Source organism: Corallococcus sp. CA049B (assembly GCF_003611685.1).
Classification (GTDB): domain Bacteria; phylum Myxococcota; class Myxococcia; order Myxococcales; family Myxococcaceae; genus Corallococcus; species Corallococcus coralloides.
Window position 1 is genome coordinate 14,898 of record NZ_RAWC01000091.1, and the last position, 17,405, is coordinate 32,302.

Genomic DNA, 17,405 nt, shown 5'->3' on the forward strand with positions numbered 1-17,405 from the left:
GGTGGGGCCCACGCTACGGGTAAGCGCCCGCTTCCGCCAAGTCCTGTCGCACCCCGGCCGTCCGTTCCCGGGCGCCGGACTGCCTCGGGGGGCCCCCCGAGGCTCCAAAGACGGCCACCAGCACACACCCGAAGCGCCCAGTCGGGGACGATCCCCCGCCCGCCCTGTCCAGACCCCGGGAGGCCCCGGGCGGCCACGGCGATCCCCGCATGGCGCCGGCATCATTGCCGCCAGGGACGCCCCATGCTAAGGGCGCCAGCGTCATGGTGAACGTCTCCATCGCCCGCCGCTACGCCCGCGCCATCCTCGACGTCGCAGCGGAAGGCAACCGCACCGACGCCGTCGCCGAGCAGCTCAACGCCTTCGCCGCCGTCGTGGGCAAGAGCGCCGAGTTGACGGACGTGTTGCTCAACCCCGCCTACAGCCGCGCCCAGCGCAGCAGCGTGGTGGAGGCCCTGCTCCAGGCCCTGCCCGCCCCCGCGGAGCCCGCGCTCGCCAACGCGCTGCGCCTGCTGGTGGACCGCAGCCGCCTGGGCTACCTGCCCGACATCGCCCGGCTCTACCGCGACATGGCGGACGCCCGCGCGGGCCGCGTCCGGGGCCAGGTCACCAGCGCCGTCCCGCTCACCGCGGACGCCGTCGCCCAGCTCCAGCAGTCGCTCCAGCAGATCACCCAGCGCAACGTCGTGCTGGAGACCAAGGTGGACCCCGCGCTGCTCGGCGGTGTGGCCGCCCAGGTCGGTGGCACCCTCTACGACGGCTCCCTGCGCACCCAGCTGGAGCAGATGCGCCGCGAGCTGAAGTAACCCCCATCCTCACTCCCGGTGCGGTAGACGCGCCGGGTTGTCAGGGTTGCCCGCAGTCCTAGTCAAACCTGTATTTCCCGTCGGCTCGGGGAATGGGTATACTTCTGGGCAACGCGGACAAGCCCGCGTTTTCCGAGACGACCCGCCCATGCCGCAGCCTGTGTTCCAACGGCTTCCCGGAGCCCTTCCGACCCCGGGGGTTCCCGAGGAGACCCTGCCCTTCCTGAGTGCGCTGCTCAACGCGCCGGGTTGGGGGGTGGCGCTGGTGGATGGGGACTCCCGCCTCGTCTGGATGAACGACCTGCTGGCTTCGCTTGGCGGCCGCCCGGCGCAGCTGTGCGTGGGTCGCTTCCTGTCGGAGGTGTGGCCCGGCCTGGCGCCGCCGCTGTCCCCGCTGCTCGCGCGGGCGCAGTCCGGTGAGCGCGTGGCGGAGGAGATCGTGTCCGGCCGCTTCGGCGAGGTGGGCACGCTGCGCCACCTGACCGTGAGCGCCATGCCGGCGGCGCCTGCGTCCGGCGTCCTGCTGCTCCTGCGGGACTCCTCCGCGCGCCTGCGCGAGGACGCGGCGCTGCGCGCGAGCGAGGAGCACATGCGCTCCATCGTGGAGATCTCCTGCGACGGGTACTTCTTCCACGACCGCGGGCAGTTCCTGGAGATAAGCCCCGGCCTGGGGCGCCTCCTGGGCTATTACGAGACGGCGGAGCTGATCGGCCGGAGCATCCTGGAGGTCGTGGCGCCGGAGTTCCGCGCCCCCGCTCGCGACGTGATGGGCCGCGGCGTGGAGGCCCCGTACGAGTTGGCCGTGCTCCACCGCGACGGCCGCCGCATCCCCGTGGAGGTCATGGGCCGGGCGGCGACGTTCCAGGGCCGCTCGGTGCGCATGGGCGCGGTGTGGGACGTGAGCATCCGCAAGGCCGCCGAGGAGCGCCTGATGCGGATGGAGCACTTCCGCGACCAGTTCCTGGACGCGGCGGGGGACGGCTTCAAGGCCCCGCTCCAGTCGCTCCAGTGCGACGTGCTCGCCCTCCAGCACGCTCCGGAGATGCCGGAAGGCCTGACCGAACAGGTAGGACGGGTGGGCGCGGGCGTGCGCCGGGTGGAACGGCTGATCCGCCAGCTGCTGGACTTCACCCGCGCCCGGCTGTCCAACGGCCTGCCCGTGCACCCCTCGTCCATCCACCTGGGACAGCTGGCGGAGCGCGTGCTGGCGGACCGGCAGCGGGCCCACCCGGGCCGTGACCTGCGGCTCGTCGTCAGCGGCGACCTGAGGGGCACCTGGGATGGCGAGCGGCTCTTCCAGCTGATGGACTCCCTGGTGGGCAACGCCCTGCACCACGGCCCGGTGTCGTCCTCCGTGGTGCTCCAACTGACGGGGCGCTTCGACGGGGTGACGGTGCAGGTGCACGACCCGGACTGCCGCGTGCCGCCGGAGTACCAGGGCACCCTCTTCGAGCCGTTCAAGCACCGCGCCCTGTGCTCCGCGGATGACGGGCTGGGGCTGTCGCTCTTCATCGTGCGGCAGATCGCCCTGGCCCACGGCGGGCGCATCTCCGTGGAGTCGGGGGCGGCGGACGGCACCCGCTTCATCGTGTGGCTGCCCCGCGAGGACGGCCTCTCCGCGTCCGGCGTCTGAGGCCGGGCCCGATGCCGGACCCGGCGTCAGGCTCCCCGGGCTTCCGTCCGGGCGAGCCCCCCTTGAGTCCGGGGCGCCGGCTTACGTGCGCGATAAAGGGGCGCGGGGGTGGGGGAAGGCCCTGGCGCGTGGCGCGTTGCGAGAGTCCCGGTGCCCGTGATAGGGGGCCACCCGGTACATCAAGATTCGCGGCGGCCATCCCCGTTTCCTCAGGCCGCCCCCTCCGCAAGGACGCTAGACGCCCATGGAAATCCGCGCCGACGAGATCAGCAAAATCATCCGGGAGCAGATCAAGGACTACGGCAAGAAGGTCACCGTCGCCGAGACCGGCACCGTGCTGACCGTGGGCGACGGTATCGCCCGTGTGTACGGCCTGGAGGGCGCGCTCGCCGGTGAGCTGGTGGAGTTCACCAACGGCGTGCAGGGCCTGGTCCTCAACCTGGAAGAGGACAACGTCGGCGTCGCCATCATGGGTGAGTTCAAGGACATCCGCGAGGGTGACACCGTGAAGCGCACCGGGCAGATCGCCTCCGTGCCGGTGGGCAAGGGCCTGCTGGGCCGCGTGGTGAACGCGCTGGGCCAGCCGGTGGACGGCAAGGGCCCCATCGAGGCCACCGAGCACCGCCGCCTGGAGGTGAAGGCGCCCGGCATCGTGAAGCGCAAGTCCGTGCACGAGCCCCTGCAGACGGGCATCAAGGCGCTGGACGCGCTGGTGCCGGTGGGCCGCGGTCAGCGCGAGCTCATCATCGGTGACCGCCAGACGGGCAAGACGGCCGTCGCCATCGACGCCATCATCAACCAGAAGGGCCTGGGCGTTTACTGCATCTACGTCGCCATCGGGCAGAAGCAGTCCACCGTCGCGCAGGTGGTGGAGAAGCTGACCAAGCACGGCGCCATGGAGTACACGACGGTCGTCGCGGCGAACGCGTCCGACCCGGCGCCCATGCAGTACTTCGCGCCGTACGCGGGCGTCGCCATCGGCGAGTACTTCCGCGACAACAAGATGCACGGCCTCATCGTGTACGACGACCTCTCCAAGCAGGCCGTGGCGTACCGCCAGCTGTCCCTGCTCCTGCGCCGCCCGCCGGGCCGCGAGGCGTACCCGGGCGACGTGTTCTACATCCACAGCCGCCTGCTGGAGCGCGCCGCCAAGCTGTCCGACGAGGAGGGCGCGGGCTCCCTCACGGCGCTCCCCATCATCGAGACGCAGGCGGGTGACGTGTCCGCCTACATCCCGACGAACGTCATCTCCATCACCGACGGGCAGATCTTCCTGGAGACGGACCTGTTCTTCTCCGGCGTCCGCCCGGCCATCAACGTGGGCCTCTCCGTGTCCCGCGTGGGTTCCGCGGCGCAGATCAAGGCCATGAAGCAGGTCGCGGGCTCCATGAAGCTGGAGCTGGCGCAGTACCGCGAGCTGGCCGCCTTCGCCCAGTTCGGCTCCGACCTGGACAAGGCCACGCAGGAGACGCTGGCGCGCGGCGCCCGCATGGTGGAGCTGCTCAAGCAGGGCCAGTACGAGCCGCTCTCCGTCGAGCGTCAGGTCATCCAGATCTACGCCGCGACCAACAAGGACGACGCGGGCAAGCGCGGGTGGATCCGCCAGGTGCCGGTGGGTGACGTGGTCCGCTGGATGAAGGAGATGCTGGAGTTCGTGGACAGCAAGTACCCGAACATCGTCTCCGACCTGGTCGCCAAGCGCGAGCTGACCGCCGACATCAAGGCGAACATCAACAAGGCGTTCACCGAGTTCAACGACCTGTTCCAGGCGACCCCGGGCGCCAAGGTCTAGTTTCGCGCCCCACGCGCGGTTGCCGTCACGGACAGCCCCGCCCTCCCTTTTCGCAGGGAGGCGGGGCTTTTCGTTTGCCTTCAGCGCAGCCGGGGCAGGATGGCGCGCAGGCTCTTGTCCGCGCTGCCCCGCGTGCCCAGGCGCTGCACGGCGGCGCGCTCGTAGGGCATCACGTTGGCGCGCTCCACCAGCTGCACGTGGGCGCCCAGCGCGGCGGGCATGGCCAGGTCCAGTTCGAAGATGTCACCCGCGACGAGCGTGGACTCCGGGCCCGTGTGCGTGGCGTCCCAGATGCGCTTGAGCGCGGAGAAGTAGCGCCCGCGCCGCAGGTACACCGGCCTGCCCAGCACGCCGTCCAGGTGGAGCGCCTCTGGCAGCGCGTCGAAGCGCGCGTCCTTCGGCTCCGTGTCCTCCAGCTGGAACTTGCGCGCGTCACCGAAGACCTTCAGCCGCTCGCGGCCCCTGGGGGCCAGCTTGTCCAGCTTCGCCTCCACCAGCTCCGTGTGCGCGTTCGTCACCACGGACACGGGCAGGCCCGTGGCGAGCAGCGCCTCCAGCACCTCCTTCGCCTCCGCCTTGAAGGCCGTGGCCGAGTGCCGGTACGCCTCCCGGTACAGCGTCTGCACCGTGTCCGTGCGCAGCGCTTCGTCGTCGCCCTTGCCGAAGCGCTTGAGCAGCCGGTGCGCGGTGCAGGTGGCCGTCAGGTAGGGGTCCGCGGTGGCCGGCGCCACGATGCGCCCCGCCACCTCCCAGCCGTACTGGTCCACGCCCTCATGCAGCGCGGCGACCTCCTCCGCCCACGCCTGGGACGCGTCCTGCCCCAGCACCCCGTACAGCGCGTCCTGGAAGTGCCTGAGGAAGGGCTCGCCCTCCGCCAGCACGTCCGTGAAGGTCCCATCGAAGTCCAGCACCACGCACGCGATTCCCATCCACCTATCCTTCTTGCAGCCCGGCCGCTTCGAAGCGCGGCCGTGAACGAAAGCCCCGAATGACGCCCCGTTGGCCGCTCCGAATCAAGCCCCCTGCCCTGCCTCCGGGCGGAGTCCGGTGCCAACTCCCGGAAAGCCGGATGGAACCCGGGTCGGGTGGTGCCGTTCCCCCCGCGCCCCCACCGTAGAGCCTCCCGCGGGGGAGGGGGGCTCCGCGCCCATGTCCGAGCCGACTGGCACCTTTCTGGCGGAGTCCACACCCGTGCCGCAGGCGTGGCTGCGCACGGTGTTGCAGCTCTTGCCGGTGGGGGTGGTCATCGTGGACACGGCGGGCCGCCTGCTCGCGGCCAACGCCGCCGCGAGCGCGCTGTGGGGCCAGGCCGCGCTGGCGCGGATGCAGTTGGAGCACTTCGGCACCTTCGAGGCGTACTGGCCCGGCACGGGCAGGCGCCTGCGCGGCGAGGAGTGGGCCGTGGCGCGCACGCTGCGCACCCGGCAGACCGTCTCCAACGAGGAGGTGGACATCGTCGGGAGGGACGGCGCGCGCCGCACCATCCTCAACTCCTCGGCGCCGCTGTACTCGGCGGAGAGCGGGCTGGTGGGCGCGGTGAACATCAACGTGGACATCACCGAGCGCAAGGCCACCGAGCGCGCGGAGTTCTTCGTCAGCGAGGCGAGCCGGCTGCTCGCCGAGTCCCTGGACTGGGAGACGACGCTCAAGGCCGTGGCGCGGCTGGCCACGCTGGAGTGGGCGGACTACTGCATGGTGGACGTGCTGGGGCCGGACGGAGCGCTGCACCGGCTCGCGCTCAGCGCGAGGGACCCGCGGAAGCAGTCGCTGCTGGACCAGACCCTGCCCTTCCCGCCGCGGGCCGACTCGGACTCGCCGCTCGCCCGGGTGTTCGCGCGGGGCAAGCCCGTGCTCGTCGCGGACATCACGCCCGGCTGGCTGGACGCGGTGTCCCTCTCGCCCGAGCACCGCCAGCTGCTGGAGGCGCTGGCGCCGCGCTCGTCCATGCTGCTGCCCCTGGCGGTGGGGCGCAGGCGCTTCGGCATCATCAACCTGGTCTCCGCGTCGCCCGCGCGCCTCTACACGAAGCGGGACCTGGGCTACGCCACGGAGTTCGCGCGCCGCGCCGCCCTGGCGGTGGAGAGCGCCCGGCTGTACCGCGAGGCCCGAGAGGCCTTGCGTGAACGGGACGCCTCCGCGGCCATGCTGGAGTCCTTCTTCGCCGCGTCGCCGGTGGGCATGGGCTTCGTGAACCAGGACCTGCGCTACGTACGACTCAACAAGGTCATCGCGGAGAACAACGGCATCCCCCTGGAGGAGCACCTGGGCCTCACGCCCCGCGAGCTGATGGGCCCGGCGGGCGCCCCCATCGAGGACCTCTTGCGCCAGGTGCTGGAGTCGGAGGCGGCCGTGGTGGACGACCCGGTGGAGTACGTCGCGGGCCCGGAGCCGCGCACCTTCCTGGCCACGTACTTCCCCGTGCGCGCCGGCACGGAGCTCCTGGGCGTGGGCGGCGTGGTGCGCGAAATCACCGAGCAGCGCCGCATGGAGACGCACCTGCGCTTCCTCACGGACGCCACCACCCGGCTGGCCACGTCCCTGGACTGGCGCACCACCGTGCGCAACGTGGCGGAGCTGGTGGTGGCGCAGATGGCGGACTACTGCCTGGTGGACATGCTGGGCGAGGACGGCCAGCACCTGGAGCGCGTGGAGCGCCGCGCCATCAACGAAAGGCTCCAGGCCCAGCTGGAGAAGTCCATGCCCTACGCGCCGCAACCCGGCACCCACACCCTGCTGCGCAAGGTGCTGGAGACGGGGCACTCGGAGCTGGTGGCGGAGGTGGACGAAGACGCCATGCGCGCCTTCTCCGTCAACGACGTGCACCGGGAGGTGCTGGAGGGGCTGAGCCCGCGCTCGGTGATGATCGTCCCGCTGATGGCGCGCGGGCGCACGCTGGGCGTCGTGAGCGCGGCGACGTGCTCTCCCACGCGGCGCTTCAACACGCGGGACCTGTCACAGCTGGAGGACCTGGCCTGGCGCGCGGCGCTGGCCGTGGACAACGCGCGGCTGTACCGGCAGGCGGAGCAGGCCGTGGCCGCGCGCGACGAGTTCGTGGCGGTGGCGACGCACGAGCTGCGCACGCCCCTGTCCGCGCTGCACCTGCAGCTGTCGTCGCTGCAGCGCACGGTGGACAAGCTCGCGTCGGCCGAGTCGGAGCGGCTGGGCCAGGGGCTGTCGGGCGCGCTCCGGCAGGCGGACCGACTGACGCGGCTGGTGGCGCACCTGTTCGACGTGGCGCGGCTGGGCACGGGACAGATGGCGCTGGAGCTGGGGGCGGTGGAGCTGTCCTCGCTGGTGCACGCGCTGGTGGCGCGGATGGAGGAGGCGCTGGCCACCGCGGGCTGCGTGGCGGTGGTGCACGCGGACCAGCCGGTGGTGGCGCTGGCGGACCGGCCGCGCGTGGAGCAGGTGCTGATGAACCTGCTCACCAACGCGATGAAGTACGCGCCGGGCCTGCCCGTGGAGCTGTACGTGGAGCGCGACGGGGAGGAGGCCATCATCGCCGTGCGCGATTGGGGCCCCGGCATCCCCCCGGAGGCGCGCGAGCGCATCTTCGAGCGCTTCGCGCGCAACAGCGGCGAGCACGCGCGCGCGAGCCTGGGCCTGGGCCTCTACATCTCCCGGCAGCTCGCCCGCGCGCACGGCGGCGACCTGTCCGTGGAGGCGCCGCCGGAGGGCGGGCCCGGCTCGCGCTTCGTGCTGCGCCTGCCCCGGTGGAAGAAACCGTCCGGGACGGCGCCCGGTTGAAGCAGGCGGGCGCATGTCGCACGGCGCCACCTTGCCGCCCACACCCGGGGGGCCATTACCCTTCAGGGCCATGGACGACGCGCGAACGACAGCAGCGCTCGGACGCTGGCGGTGGCTGCCCTGGGGGCTGCTGGCCGTCGCGGTGGTGGTGGCCTCCACGGGCGCGTGGCTGGGCTCGCGCTCGCTCCACGCGCTGGAGACCCGGAGCGCGCAGCTGGAGCGCGAAGCCTCCGAGTCGGAGGCCCACGTCGCGCGATTGCAGACGCTCCGTCAGGCCATGGAGCGGCGGCTGCGCGCGCTGGAGCGTCAGCAGCAGGCGCAGGAGTGGGGCGGCGCCGCGGCGGAGCTCCAGGCGAAGAGCGCGGAGGCGCAGCGCACGAAGCGCGAGGCGGCGCTCGAGACGCTGGGCAGGACGCTGAAGGACGCGCTCCAGGCGGGCGACGTGACCGTGGCGCTGGAGGACGACGCCCTGCGCGTGGAGGTGTCCGAGCGGATCCTCTTCGCGCCCGCCACCACGTCGCTCACGCCGGAGGGCGCCGGCGTGTTGAAGCAGGCCGCGGCGGTGTTCCGGGGGCCGCTCGCCGACCACCGCGTGGCCGTGGAGGCCCACACCGACGAGGTGCTCCCCGCCGCGCCCGGGAGCCCCGCCACCACCGCGTGGGAGCTGTCCGCCGCGCGGGCCGTGGTGGTGGTGCGGCAGCTGGGCGAGCGCGAGGGACTGGCTCCAGAGCGCCTGAGCGCCACGGGCCACGCCGCGTACCGGCCGCTGGTGCCCAACGACAGCCCGCCCCACCGCGCCAGCAACCGGCGCGTCACGCTGCGGCTGTCCCCCACGCCGGTGACGCCGGAGAGCGCGGCCGTGGCCCGCACGGAGCCGCCGCCGAGGCCCATGAAGCGACTGGCGAAGGCCAAGAAGACGGCGCAGCGCTGACGCGCGGGGCGCGGCGTGAATAGAACGCGTGGCTGCCCGTCCAGGGGTGCAGAGGGTTTCACCTCGCCCCTGCCCCGGAGCCTCCCGTGTCGGCCTTCCGCCCCGCGCTGTGCGCCGCCTTCGCCGCCAGCCTCCTCCTGGCCGCGTCGCCCGCGGAGGCCCGCTTCGGCAAGAAGTCCTCGGACACCTCCGAGAACAAGAAGGAGGACAAGAAGCGCGACGGCAAGCGCGACGACAGGGGCTCCAGGGTCCACGCCGCCACGCCCGTCCGCTCCGGCTCGCGGAGCGAAGCCCACTACACCCGCCCGCCGCCGCGCGACCGGCCCTCGTACTCCACCCGCATCCACGGTGACGCCATCGTGGCGGCCGCGGAGGTGCTGGCCGTCGCCGTGGACGCTTCCAGCCCGGGGCCTTCCATGACCGTCCGCGAGCAGCGCGACGTCCAGCCGCTCCGCCTGCGCGTGGGCCTCAACGCGGGCGCCCTGGGCGGCGGCGTCGCCGGGGACGCGTTCCTGGGCATCGAGGGTGAGGCGCTGGGCATCGCCGTGCAGGGCACGCAGCTGGTGCTGCCCACGGACGACGGCACGCGCGGCACGGACGACATCCGCCTGGCGACCCTGCACCTCACCTATGCGCCCGTGTCCACCGACCGCGTGCGCTGGCGCCTGGAGGGCGGCGTCTCCACCGCCCACGCGCCGGACGTCCTCTTCGTGGGCCCCAGCGTCGCCACGTCCCTGGAGGTCTGCGTGGCGGGCCCGCTGGACCTGGAGGCGCGCGTGCAGGGCACGGCCGGCCCCTACCGGCAGCTGGACGCGAGCGCCGGCATCGCGCTGCACCTGGGCGCCCTCAACCTGCGCGGCGGCGTGCGCGGCCTCGTCCTGGACGACGCGGGCCGGGTGGACGGCATCCAGCACGTGGACCGCTTCGTGGGCCCCTACGCGGGCGCCGGCCTGGCCTTCTGAAGCACCCGCATGTCCAGGGGTGCACATGCCCCCTTCCGGACACCGCCCCCCCTCTCCGGGGCGCTGGTTTCACCTGGGGTGATGAGGGTTGAATATTCCGGGCGAGCAGGCGTCCACATGCCGCGGCCCATCCCGTGGGCCCCTGAAGAGGAGAGGTCGCCGTGGGCTTCTGGAAGACGCTGTGTGCCGCGCTCGCTGTCGCCGTCCTGCTGGGGTCCGCGCCCGCCGAGGCCCGCTTCGGCAAGCGCTCCAAGCCGAACAGCTCCGACTCCAAGGACTCCGACGACAAGGACGGCAAGCAGGAGCACCGCGCCACGCCGGTGGGCCGCCGCGCCTCGGACGCGCCGGTGCGCTCCAGCGTGCGCTCCTCCGGCGTCGGCATCGGCTGGTTCGACGTCCTCTTCATCGCCGGCCCGTCCAGCTACCACCGCCGCGCGCGCGCGGAGGTCCCCCGCGGCCAGCGCGCGCCCCGGCCCGCGCCGCTCGTGCACCTGAACGTGCAGGGCAACAGCTTCGGCGACGTGGGCGGCGCGCTGGACCTCTTCATGGCCCTGGACGGTCAGCGCTGGGGCATGGACGCGCGCGTGAGCGGCATCGCGCTGGAGGCGGATGACGGCTCGGTGGACACGGACCGGCTGACGCTCCTGGACGCGCACCTGACCCTCTCGCCGTGGTCCACCGAGCGCGGCCGCTTCCGCCTGGAGGCCGGCATCGCCAGCGCGCACGCCCCGGACGCCATCTTCGTGGGCCCCAGCCTCGCCGCGTCGCTGGCGGCGTGCCTGGGCCCGTCGCCCTTCGACGTGGAGGCGCGCATCCAGGTGGTGCCCTTCCCGCACCGCCAGGTGGACATGCAGGCCGGCCTGGCGCTGCACCTGGGCGCCCTCAACCTGCGCGGCGGCTGGCGCACCCTGTACCTCAGCGACGGCGGCCACCTGGACGGCGTGGTGCACGCGGACCACTTCACCGGTCCCTACCTGGGCCTGGGCCTGTCGTTCTGAAGGCCGGAAGGCTGAAGTAAAAACTCCCGGGGTCCAAAGCCACGCGCGGGCCCCGGGAGTCGTCGCGCCGGGGCTACTCCTCCGACGACGCCGCGTAGGACGCCGGGGTGGTGTCCGCCCCGGCGCCGTTGGACGCGCCCGCGCGCTTCATGCGCCGCTTGGGCGGCGGGGCCAGCTTGGGCTCCATGCTGAAGACGCGCCCGTAGATTTCAGGCGTGTTGATGTTCACGATGACGCCGGGGTCCTTCACGTTCAGGCGGCGCGGGTTGATGACCTTGAGCGCCGCCTCCAGGTCCTCGCCCTCCGCCTCCAGGAGCTTGCGCGCCGCGCCCTTCGACAGCACCACCGGCCAGCCCGTGGCGTTGTCGTACTCCGGCCTGAGCGCCATGACGCCGTCGGTGCCGCCGCGCTCCATGTCCTTGAGCATGGACTTCACGGTGGTGACCCGCAGCGCCGGCATGTCCACCGGATGCACCAGCACCACGTCCGCGTCCTCGGCCACGGCCGCCTCCAACCCGGCCTTCACCGACGAGAGCAGGCTGCGCTCCCAGTTCGGACTCGTCACCAGCTCCAGGCTCGGGTGCTGCTCGCGCACCGCGGCCTCGTCGCTGCCCACCACGCCCAGCACCCCGCACCCCGCCTTTCCGAAGGTGGACGCCAGCGACTGGAGGAAGCTCTTGCCCCCTTCATGCTCGATGAGCGCCTTGGGGTGGGACATCCGCCGGGCCTTGCCCGCCGCAAGGATGATCGCCACTGCCTTCATGACCCGCCTCCTCGCCCTCGACGGAAAGCCGGGGGCACCGCCAACAGGCTGTTGACCTCCTCCCGGGATTGCAGCCCGCCCGCCAGTACGAGTCGTCAGACAGCCGCCAGTCACACGAGGAGGTGTTCGCTGCCGGCCCTTTGGGCAAGGGCGGGTGTCCACCAGGAGTCAGCCGGACGGGCCAGGGGGCTTCCCCTCCCCCGCGCCGGATGGGCGCCCGGTGGCCCTTCAGTGCAGCCAGCCGCTGGAGGCCGCCAGCCGCAGCGGGGCGGCCGTCTCCACGGTCGTTTCTTCCGGCGCCGCCAGCGCCTTCACGGTCAGAATTTCAGCCAGCCGGGCCAGCGGGCGGCGGCGGGCCACGCGGTGCAGCTCGTCCTCCGTCACCTCGCCCAGCAGGTCGCCCCCGCGCCCCTCCACCACGGGCAGCACGTGCACGCCGTGGCGGTACATCTGCTGGAGCGCTCCCAGGACGGTGTCCTCCGGGAACAGGGTGATGGCGCGGGAGACGAGGTTCTGGAACTCAGGGCTGCGGCACATCGACACGTGAGGCCTCCGGTGCTCGGCGTTCGGGCGCCGTGTGCCGGAAGGCCTTAGCAATCCGCTTGCCGACGTCCGCGCAGGGGCTCCGGAGCGGCTCCAGGCCCCCTGCGGATCCGCCTGCCCGCGCGCCTACTTCTTCGGCGCGGGCTTCACCGACTCCACCATCTTGCGGAAGCCCTTCTCCGCGCCGTTCACCGTCTTCTCCGGCCCGGTGAGCTTGTAGAAGATGGCGCCCTCCGGCCCCTCCACGATGGCGCCGCGCAGCTTGAAGTGCGGCTTGGGCGTGGAGGGCCCCATCATGGGACCGCCGCCCGCGTACGTGCCCTTCACCTCCACCGTGGTGACGGGCAGCCCGTTCACCTTCTCCTGCTTCGTCTTCGCGTCCTTGTCCTCCAGGGGCTTGCCGTCGGGCTTCTGGAACTGCGCCACCCAGCGCTTCACGTTCGCGTCCACCGCGCCGCCCTGCCCCTGCCCGAAGTAGAAGACAGCCAGTTCCGCGTCTTCCGCGTCTCCCTTCACGGCGGGCACCTTGTACGTCGCGGCGCGCATCGGACGGGGAGGCTGGGCGGCCCACTCCGGCGGCGCGCTCCACGTCAGGCCTCCGGCCTCCTCCGCGCTCGCGCCCATCGCCACGGTCATCGCCAACACAGTCAGCAGTCGTTTCATGGACGGCAGCGTATCCGCGTTCCTCCGCGCGTCACGCCCTCGTGCCGCGCGCGCCGCGCAAGACGTCCACCTGCGTGCACGCGCGGGAACCCCATAGCTGACTCGGCGCGTCAATCCCTCTCACTTTGTGACCGGGGGAGGGCGTGCTACTCACTGACGTGTTTCCAGCAGTTCACCTTGGGCTGGAGGGGATTCCCACCATGAAGAAACAGTTGTTCCTCGGGGCCATGGCCCTGGGAGCCGTCGCCTGCACGCCGGAGATTGCGCAGGAGGCTCCGAACCTGAACGTCGGCCTCGCGGAGTTCGACCCTTCGGCGTCTCCCGCCGTGGTCCCCTCCCCCAACGACCTGGCCATCAACCAGCAGACGAAGAAGGTGAACGCGCCCATCAATCCGGCGGCGTCCCCGGCGGAGCAGGAGTTCACGCGCGACTACCTGAACTCGCTCAACGGCTTCCCCACGTCCGCCATCGCGAACACCAAGATCAAGGACCTGGATCCGAGCTCGGTGAGCCCGAAGACGGTCATCTTCATCGACATGTACCAGGGCACGCCGCTGGCGACGAAGCCGGTGACGCCGACGCTCGCGTACAACGAGGACACGGACCTCCTCAACATCATCCCCCCGGTGGACCTGAACACGGGCCTGCCGGCGTGGCCGAAGGGCTCGCGCTACGCGGTGGCGCTGGTCGGCGGTGAGAACGGCCTGAAGACGACCTCGGGCCAGCCCATCATCGGCTCCGCCACGTGGGCCTTCATCAACTCCGACAAGTCGCTGGTCACCTGCGAGGACCTGACCTCGCCGGACTGCGGCCCGGCCACGGAGCTCATCCCCTCCACGGAGACGGACCCGGCCAAGCGCCTGGCGGACCAGACCGCCAAGTCGCTGCAATTGGAGCAGCTGCGCCTGGGCTACAAGCAGGTCTTCGACAAGGCCCTGGCCCCGCAGGGGTTCAAGCGTGAGGACATCGTCCTCATCTGGACCTTCAGCATCCTCAACCAGCCGGAGGCCACCATCAACCTGGCGGCCAATGATCGGCTGCCGCTGATCGTCCCCTTCCCCAACAACCTGATCCGCAAGCCGGACGGCAGCGGCCTGGACTTCCCGGTCCCGCCGACGCCGGGCCTGCAGCAGGACCTGTTCAACGGCCTGAACACCCTGGACGGCTTCTCCACCACGGGCGCCATCGTCGCGGAGAACGGCGACACCACGGGCGTGCTGGACGGCACCATGTACCGCGTGGCCGCGGACGGCCCCGCCCCCAAGCTGGATCCGGAGTCGCTGGCCGCTGGCGTGAAGTTCTTCAAGGTCACCAACCAGAAGGAGGGCACCCAGCCGGACGTGACGACCTGTCTGGTGAACAACTCCGGTGACTGCGGCACCAGCGTGAGCGCCGATGATGGCGTCGTCGCCGTGCCCCAGCAGCTGCAGATCATCCCGAAGGCTCCGCTGGATGGCGCCACCGAGTACGGCGCGGTGCTGACCACGGACCTGAAGGACGAGAAGGGCCGCAACGTGGCCCCGTCCACGGCCTTCGCGCTGCTGCGCCTGGCCAACCCGGTGTACAACGAGACCACCAAGAAGAGCCTCATCTCCTCCGTGCCGGACGGGCTCGCCGAGCAGCTGGAGCCGCGGCGCAAGCTGCTCAAGCCCTACTTCGACAAGGTGGCGGCGCCGGTCAAGGACGGCGGCCTGGGCATCCCGCGCTCGCAGATCGCCCTGGGCTGGAACTTCACCACCCAGAGCACCACGTCCGTGCTGCAGCAGCTGTACACGCTGCCCGGCGGCGTTTACGGGACGCCCGCGGCGCCCACCTCCATCTTCCCCATCACCTCGCAGGTGAAGGCGGCGATGGCCGGGGCCGGGTTCGCGTCCACCAACGTCGGCGCGGTCTATGAGGTTCGCGCCAACACGCCGTGGCTGCTCACGGGCCCCTTCGGCACGCTGAACCCGGGCGGGAAGCGCGACACGCGCTACCCGTTCATGCTGTTCGTGCCGACCGGCACGGCGCCCACGGGCGGCTGGCCGGTGGCGGTGTTCGGCCACGGCCTGACCAGCAACCGCACCGCGGTGCTCGGCGTGGCCAACAAGCTGAACGGCGCGGGCTACGCGGTGGCCGCGATGGACGCCGTCTACCACGGTGAGCGCACCAGCTGCGTGGGCGCCGCCGCGGTGCTCCCCACGCCGAACCCGGCGGGCGACTCCGCCGCGTGCGCCGACCCCGCCACCCAGCGCTGCGAGGACAACGCCGCCAGCCCGTCCTACGGCCGCTGCGTGGCGCGCACGGTCGACGCCCGCGCGGACTGCAGCGCCGCGTCGCTCCCGGCGGGCGTGCCGGCGGACGTGTACTGCTCCAGCATCGTCTCGCAGGGCCAGTGCATGGCGGACAACAAGTGCGAGGGCGGCGACTTCCTGCGCAGCGCGCAGGGCGTCCCGGTCATCTCCGGGTGGAACTTCCTGAACCTGGGCAACCTCTTCACCACGCGCGACAACTTCCGCCACCACGTGGTGGACTTCAGCCAGTTCCTGCGCGTGCTGGCCAGCCAGGAGCTGTCCGACGCCGTGGGCGGCCTGAACGCGGCCCAGGTGGACTACGTGGGCCAGAGCCTCGGCGGCATCATGGGCACCATGTCCACCGCGGTGTCCCCGCGCGTGCGCCGCTCGGTGCTCAACGTGGCCGGTGGCAACCTGACCGGCGTGCTCCTGACGGCGCCCGCCTTCGCGGCGCAGCGCACCGCGTTCCTGGGCTCGCTCGCCGCGGCGGGCATCAAGCCGGGCATGCCGGCGTTCGACACCTTCATCAGCCTGGCGGGCACCATCCTGGACCCGGCGGACGCGCGCAACTACGCGTACCTGCTGGACAACAACCCGGCGGCCCCCACGAACGCCGCCGAGCACCGCACGTTCATCCAGTACATCGAGGGCGACCAGGTCATCCCGAACGCGAACACGCTGGCGCTGATCAACGCGGCCAACCGCACGGACGCGCCGCGCACGGTGGCTTCGTACATGTTCCCCGAGGCCGTCATCGGCGCCATCCCGGCCGCTGGCCGCCACGCGTTCCTCAACAACCCGCAGATTCCGGAGGCCGTGCGCAACGCGGCCCAGGACCAGATCATCGGCTTCCTGGCGACCGGCACCGTGGCGCAGTAACGGCAACCACTGAGAGAGGAATCAAACACTCATGAAAAAGACACTCTCCCTCGTGGCGATCCTGGCGGCCGGCACCAGCCAGGCCGCGGGCTTCCAGATCGACACCCACAGCGCTCGCGCCACCGGCACGGGCGGCGCGGCCACGGCATGGCTGGAGGACTCGTCCTCCATCTATTACAACGTGGCGAACATGGTCGGCGTGAAGACGCTGGACATCACGCTGGGTGACACGGGCATCCTCCCCAGCATCACGTTCCAGCGGCCGGGCATGGAGGCGGAAGGGCAGCGCACCACGCTGTCGCCGCCTCCGCACCTGTTCGTCGTCTACAAGCCGTTCGAGAAGGCGGCGTTCGGCGTGGGCGTGTTCACGCCGTACGGCGCGCGCAGCCGCTGGGAGGAGGGCTTCAGCGGCCGCTTCCGCGGCTACGAGTCCTCGCTGGCGACGTACTACATCAACCCGTCGTTCGCGTATGAGCTGCACCCGCGCTTCCGCTTCGGCGCGGGTCTGGACATCGCCCGGGCCACCATCGAGCTGACGCGCAACCTGGACTTCGTGAACAGCGAGGGCGCCGTCCACCTGGGCGGCGCGGACTGGGGCTCGGGCTTCAACATCGGCGTGCAGGCCAAGCTGCTGGACAACCTGGACATGGGCCTGCACTACCGCAGCGCCATCGACATCGCGTTCCAGGGCCAGGCGGACTTCCAGAACATCCCGGTGGAGTTCCAGAGCCGGCTGACGGACCAGAAGGCGCACGCGGACGTCGTCCTGCCGTCCACCGTGACGGCGGGCCTGGCGTACCGGCCGCTGAACAACCTGATGCTGGCGTTCGACGCGAGCTGGGTGGACTGGTCCTCGTTCTCGGAGCTGGCCATCCGCTTCGAGAACCCGTCCATCGACAACCCCATCCCCAAGCGCTGGCGCGCGAAGTGGAAGTACTCGCTGGGCGGTGAGTACGGCGTGACGGAGGCGCTGCAGGTGCGCCTGGGTCTCACGTACGACCCGTCCCCCAGCCCCAACAGCACGCTGACGCCGGACCTCCCGGACGCCAACCGCTTCAAGGTGTCCGTGGGCGCGGGCTACCAGTTCAAGCCGTTCCGCGCGGACCTGGGCTACCAGTTCGTCGCGCTGGCGGACAAGGAGAGCACGGCCCCGGGCATGCCGGGCACGTACTCCGGCAACGCGCACGTGCTGGGCCTGACGCTGGGCTTCAACCTCCAGTAACCGGCTGAGCACTTCCTGAAGCACCGGGGCGCCCGGCTCCTTCCGTTCATGGAAGGGCCGGGCGCTTTCGCTTACGGTGCCGGCCGTGAGCCCTTCCAAGCCCGGCCGCAACGACCCGTGCCCCTGTGGCAGCGGGAAGAAGTACAAGGCCTGTCACGCCGCCGAGGACCGCGCGAAAGCCGCGCCGCCTCCC

At 71.7% G+C, this 17,405-nt stretch carries 14 protein-coding genes; 10 read left to right on the forward strand and 4 right to left on the reverse strand.

Features of this window, described 5'->3' with window-relative positions; translation table 11 throughout:
- Positions 1–263 precede the first annotated feature (263 nt).
- The 3 genes from atpH to atpA all read left to right on the forward strand — a co-directional run bounded on the left by atpH (position 264) and on the right by atpA (position 4,231).
- Positions 264–806 carry an ATP synthase F1 subunit delta gene (atpH, locus tag D7W82_RS20595; RefSeq protein ID WP_120619981.1) on the forward strand — a complete coding sequence of 181 codons (543 nt, stop codon included), beginning with the start codon at positions 264–266 and terminating at the stop codon, positions 804–806.
- A 148-nt stretch (positions 807–954) separates the two neighbouring features.
- The gene (locus D7W82_RS20600; protein ID WP_120619982.1) at positions 955–2,439 is read left to right on the forward strand and encodes an ATP-binding protein; all 1,485 of its coding nucleotides are present in this window, start codon (positions 955–957) and stop codon (positions 2,437–2,439) included.
- A gap of 244 nt (positions 2,440–2,683) precedes the next feature.
- A complete protein-coding gene (gene atpA, locus D7W82_RS20605) occupies positions 2,684–4,231 on the forward strand; it encodes a F0F1 ATP synthase subunit alpha (RefSeq protein ID WP_120619983.1) in 1,548 nt (515 codons plus the stop codon).
- A gap of 80 nt (positions 4,232–4,311) precedes the next feature.
- Here the strand turns inward: atpA and D7W82_RS20610 are convergent, their stop codons facing one another.
- Positions 4,312–5,160: an HAD family hydrolase gene (locus D7W82_RS20610; protein WP_120619984.1), complete on the reverse strand. Its 849-nt coding sequence runs from the start codon at positions 5,158–5,160 to the stop codon at positions 4,312–4,314.
- 220 nt (positions 5,161–5,380) lie between these two features.
- On the opposite strand from D7W82_RS20610, the gene D7W82_RS20615 reads away from it, so the two are divergent.
- From D7W82_RS20615 to D7W82_RS20630, 4 genes are all read left to right on the forward strand, one after another.
- Positions 5,381–7,978 (forward strand): PAS domain-containing protein, encoded by a 2,598-nt coding sequence (locus D7W82_RS20615; RefSeq protein WP_120619985.1) that lies wholly within the window; start codon positions 5,381–5,383, stop codon positions 7,976–7,978.
- Positions 7,979–8,048: 70 nt separating this feature from the next.
- On the forward strand, positions 8,049–8,909 hold the full coding sequence (locus D7W82_RS42360; protein WP_120619986.1) for an OmpA family protein: 861 nt from the start codon (positions 8,049–8,051) through the stop codon (positions 8,907–8,909).
- 86 nt (positions 8,910–8,995) lie between these two features.
- Positions 8,996–9,871 carry a hypothetical protein gene (locus tag D7W82_RS20625; RefSeq protein WP_120619987.1) on the forward strand — a complete coding sequence of 292 codons (876 nt, stop codon included), beginning with the start codon at positions 8,996–8,998 and terminating at the stop codon, positions 9,869–9,871.
- Between the two features lie 161 nt (positions 9,872–10,032).
- Entirely contained in the window at positions 10,033–10,869 is an 837-nt protein-coding gene (locus D7W82_RS20630) for a hypothetical protein (RefSeq protein WP_120619988.1), read from the forward strand.
- A gap of 73 nt (positions 10,870–10,942) precedes the next feature.
- Here the strand turns inward: D7W82_RS20630 and D7W82_RS20635 are convergent, their stop codons facing one another.
- From D7W82_RS20635 to D7W82_RS20645, 3 genes are all read right to left on the reverse strand, one after another.
- Positions 10,943–11,632, reverse strand: a complete 690-nt coding sequence (locus D7W82_RS20635; RefSeq protein ID WP_120619989.1) for an NTP transferase domain-containing protein — start codon at positions 11,630–11,632, stop codon at positions 10,943–10,945.
- 228 nt (positions 11,633–11,860) lie between these two features.
- Positions 11,861–12,169 (reverse strand): HPP family protein, encoded by a 309-nt coding sequence (locus D7W82_RS20640; protein WP_014393223.1) that lies wholly within the window; start codon positions 12,167–12,169, stop codon positions 11,861–11,863.
- Between the two features lie 132 nt (positions 12,170–12,301).
- Positions 12,302–12,838: a hypothetical protein gene (locus tag D7W82_RS20645; RefSeq protein ID WP_171424739.1), complete on the reverse strand. Its 537-nt coding sequence runs from the start codon at positions 12,836–12,838 to the stop codon at positions 12,302–12,304.
- Between the two features lie 200 nt (positions 12,839–13,038).
- On the opposite strand from D7W82_RS20645, the gene D7W82_RS20650 reads away from it, so the two are divergent.
- The 3 genes from D7W82_RS20650 to D7W82_RS20660 all read left to right on the forward strand — a co-directional run.
- Positions 13,039–15,990 carry a hypothetical protein gene (locus D7W82_RS20650; RefSeq protein WP_120619991.1) on the forward strand — a complete coding sequence of 984 codons (2,952 nt, stop codon included), beginning with the start codon at positions 13,039–13,041 and terminating at the stop codon, positions 15,988–15,990.
- Positions 15,991–16,021: 31 nt separating this feature from the next.
- Positions 16,022–17,212, forward strand: coding sequence for an OmpP1/FadL family transporter (locus D7W82_RS20655; RefSeq protein WP_120619992.1), 1,191 nt, complete (start codon positions 16,022–16,024; stop codon positions 17,210–17,212).
- 85 nt (positions 17,213–17,297) lie between these two features.
- A partial coding sequence (locus D7W82_RS20660) for an SEC-C metal-binding domain-containing protein (RefSeq protein ID WP_199727797.1) occupies positions 17,298–17,405 on the forward strand: 108 nt, incomplete at its 3' end.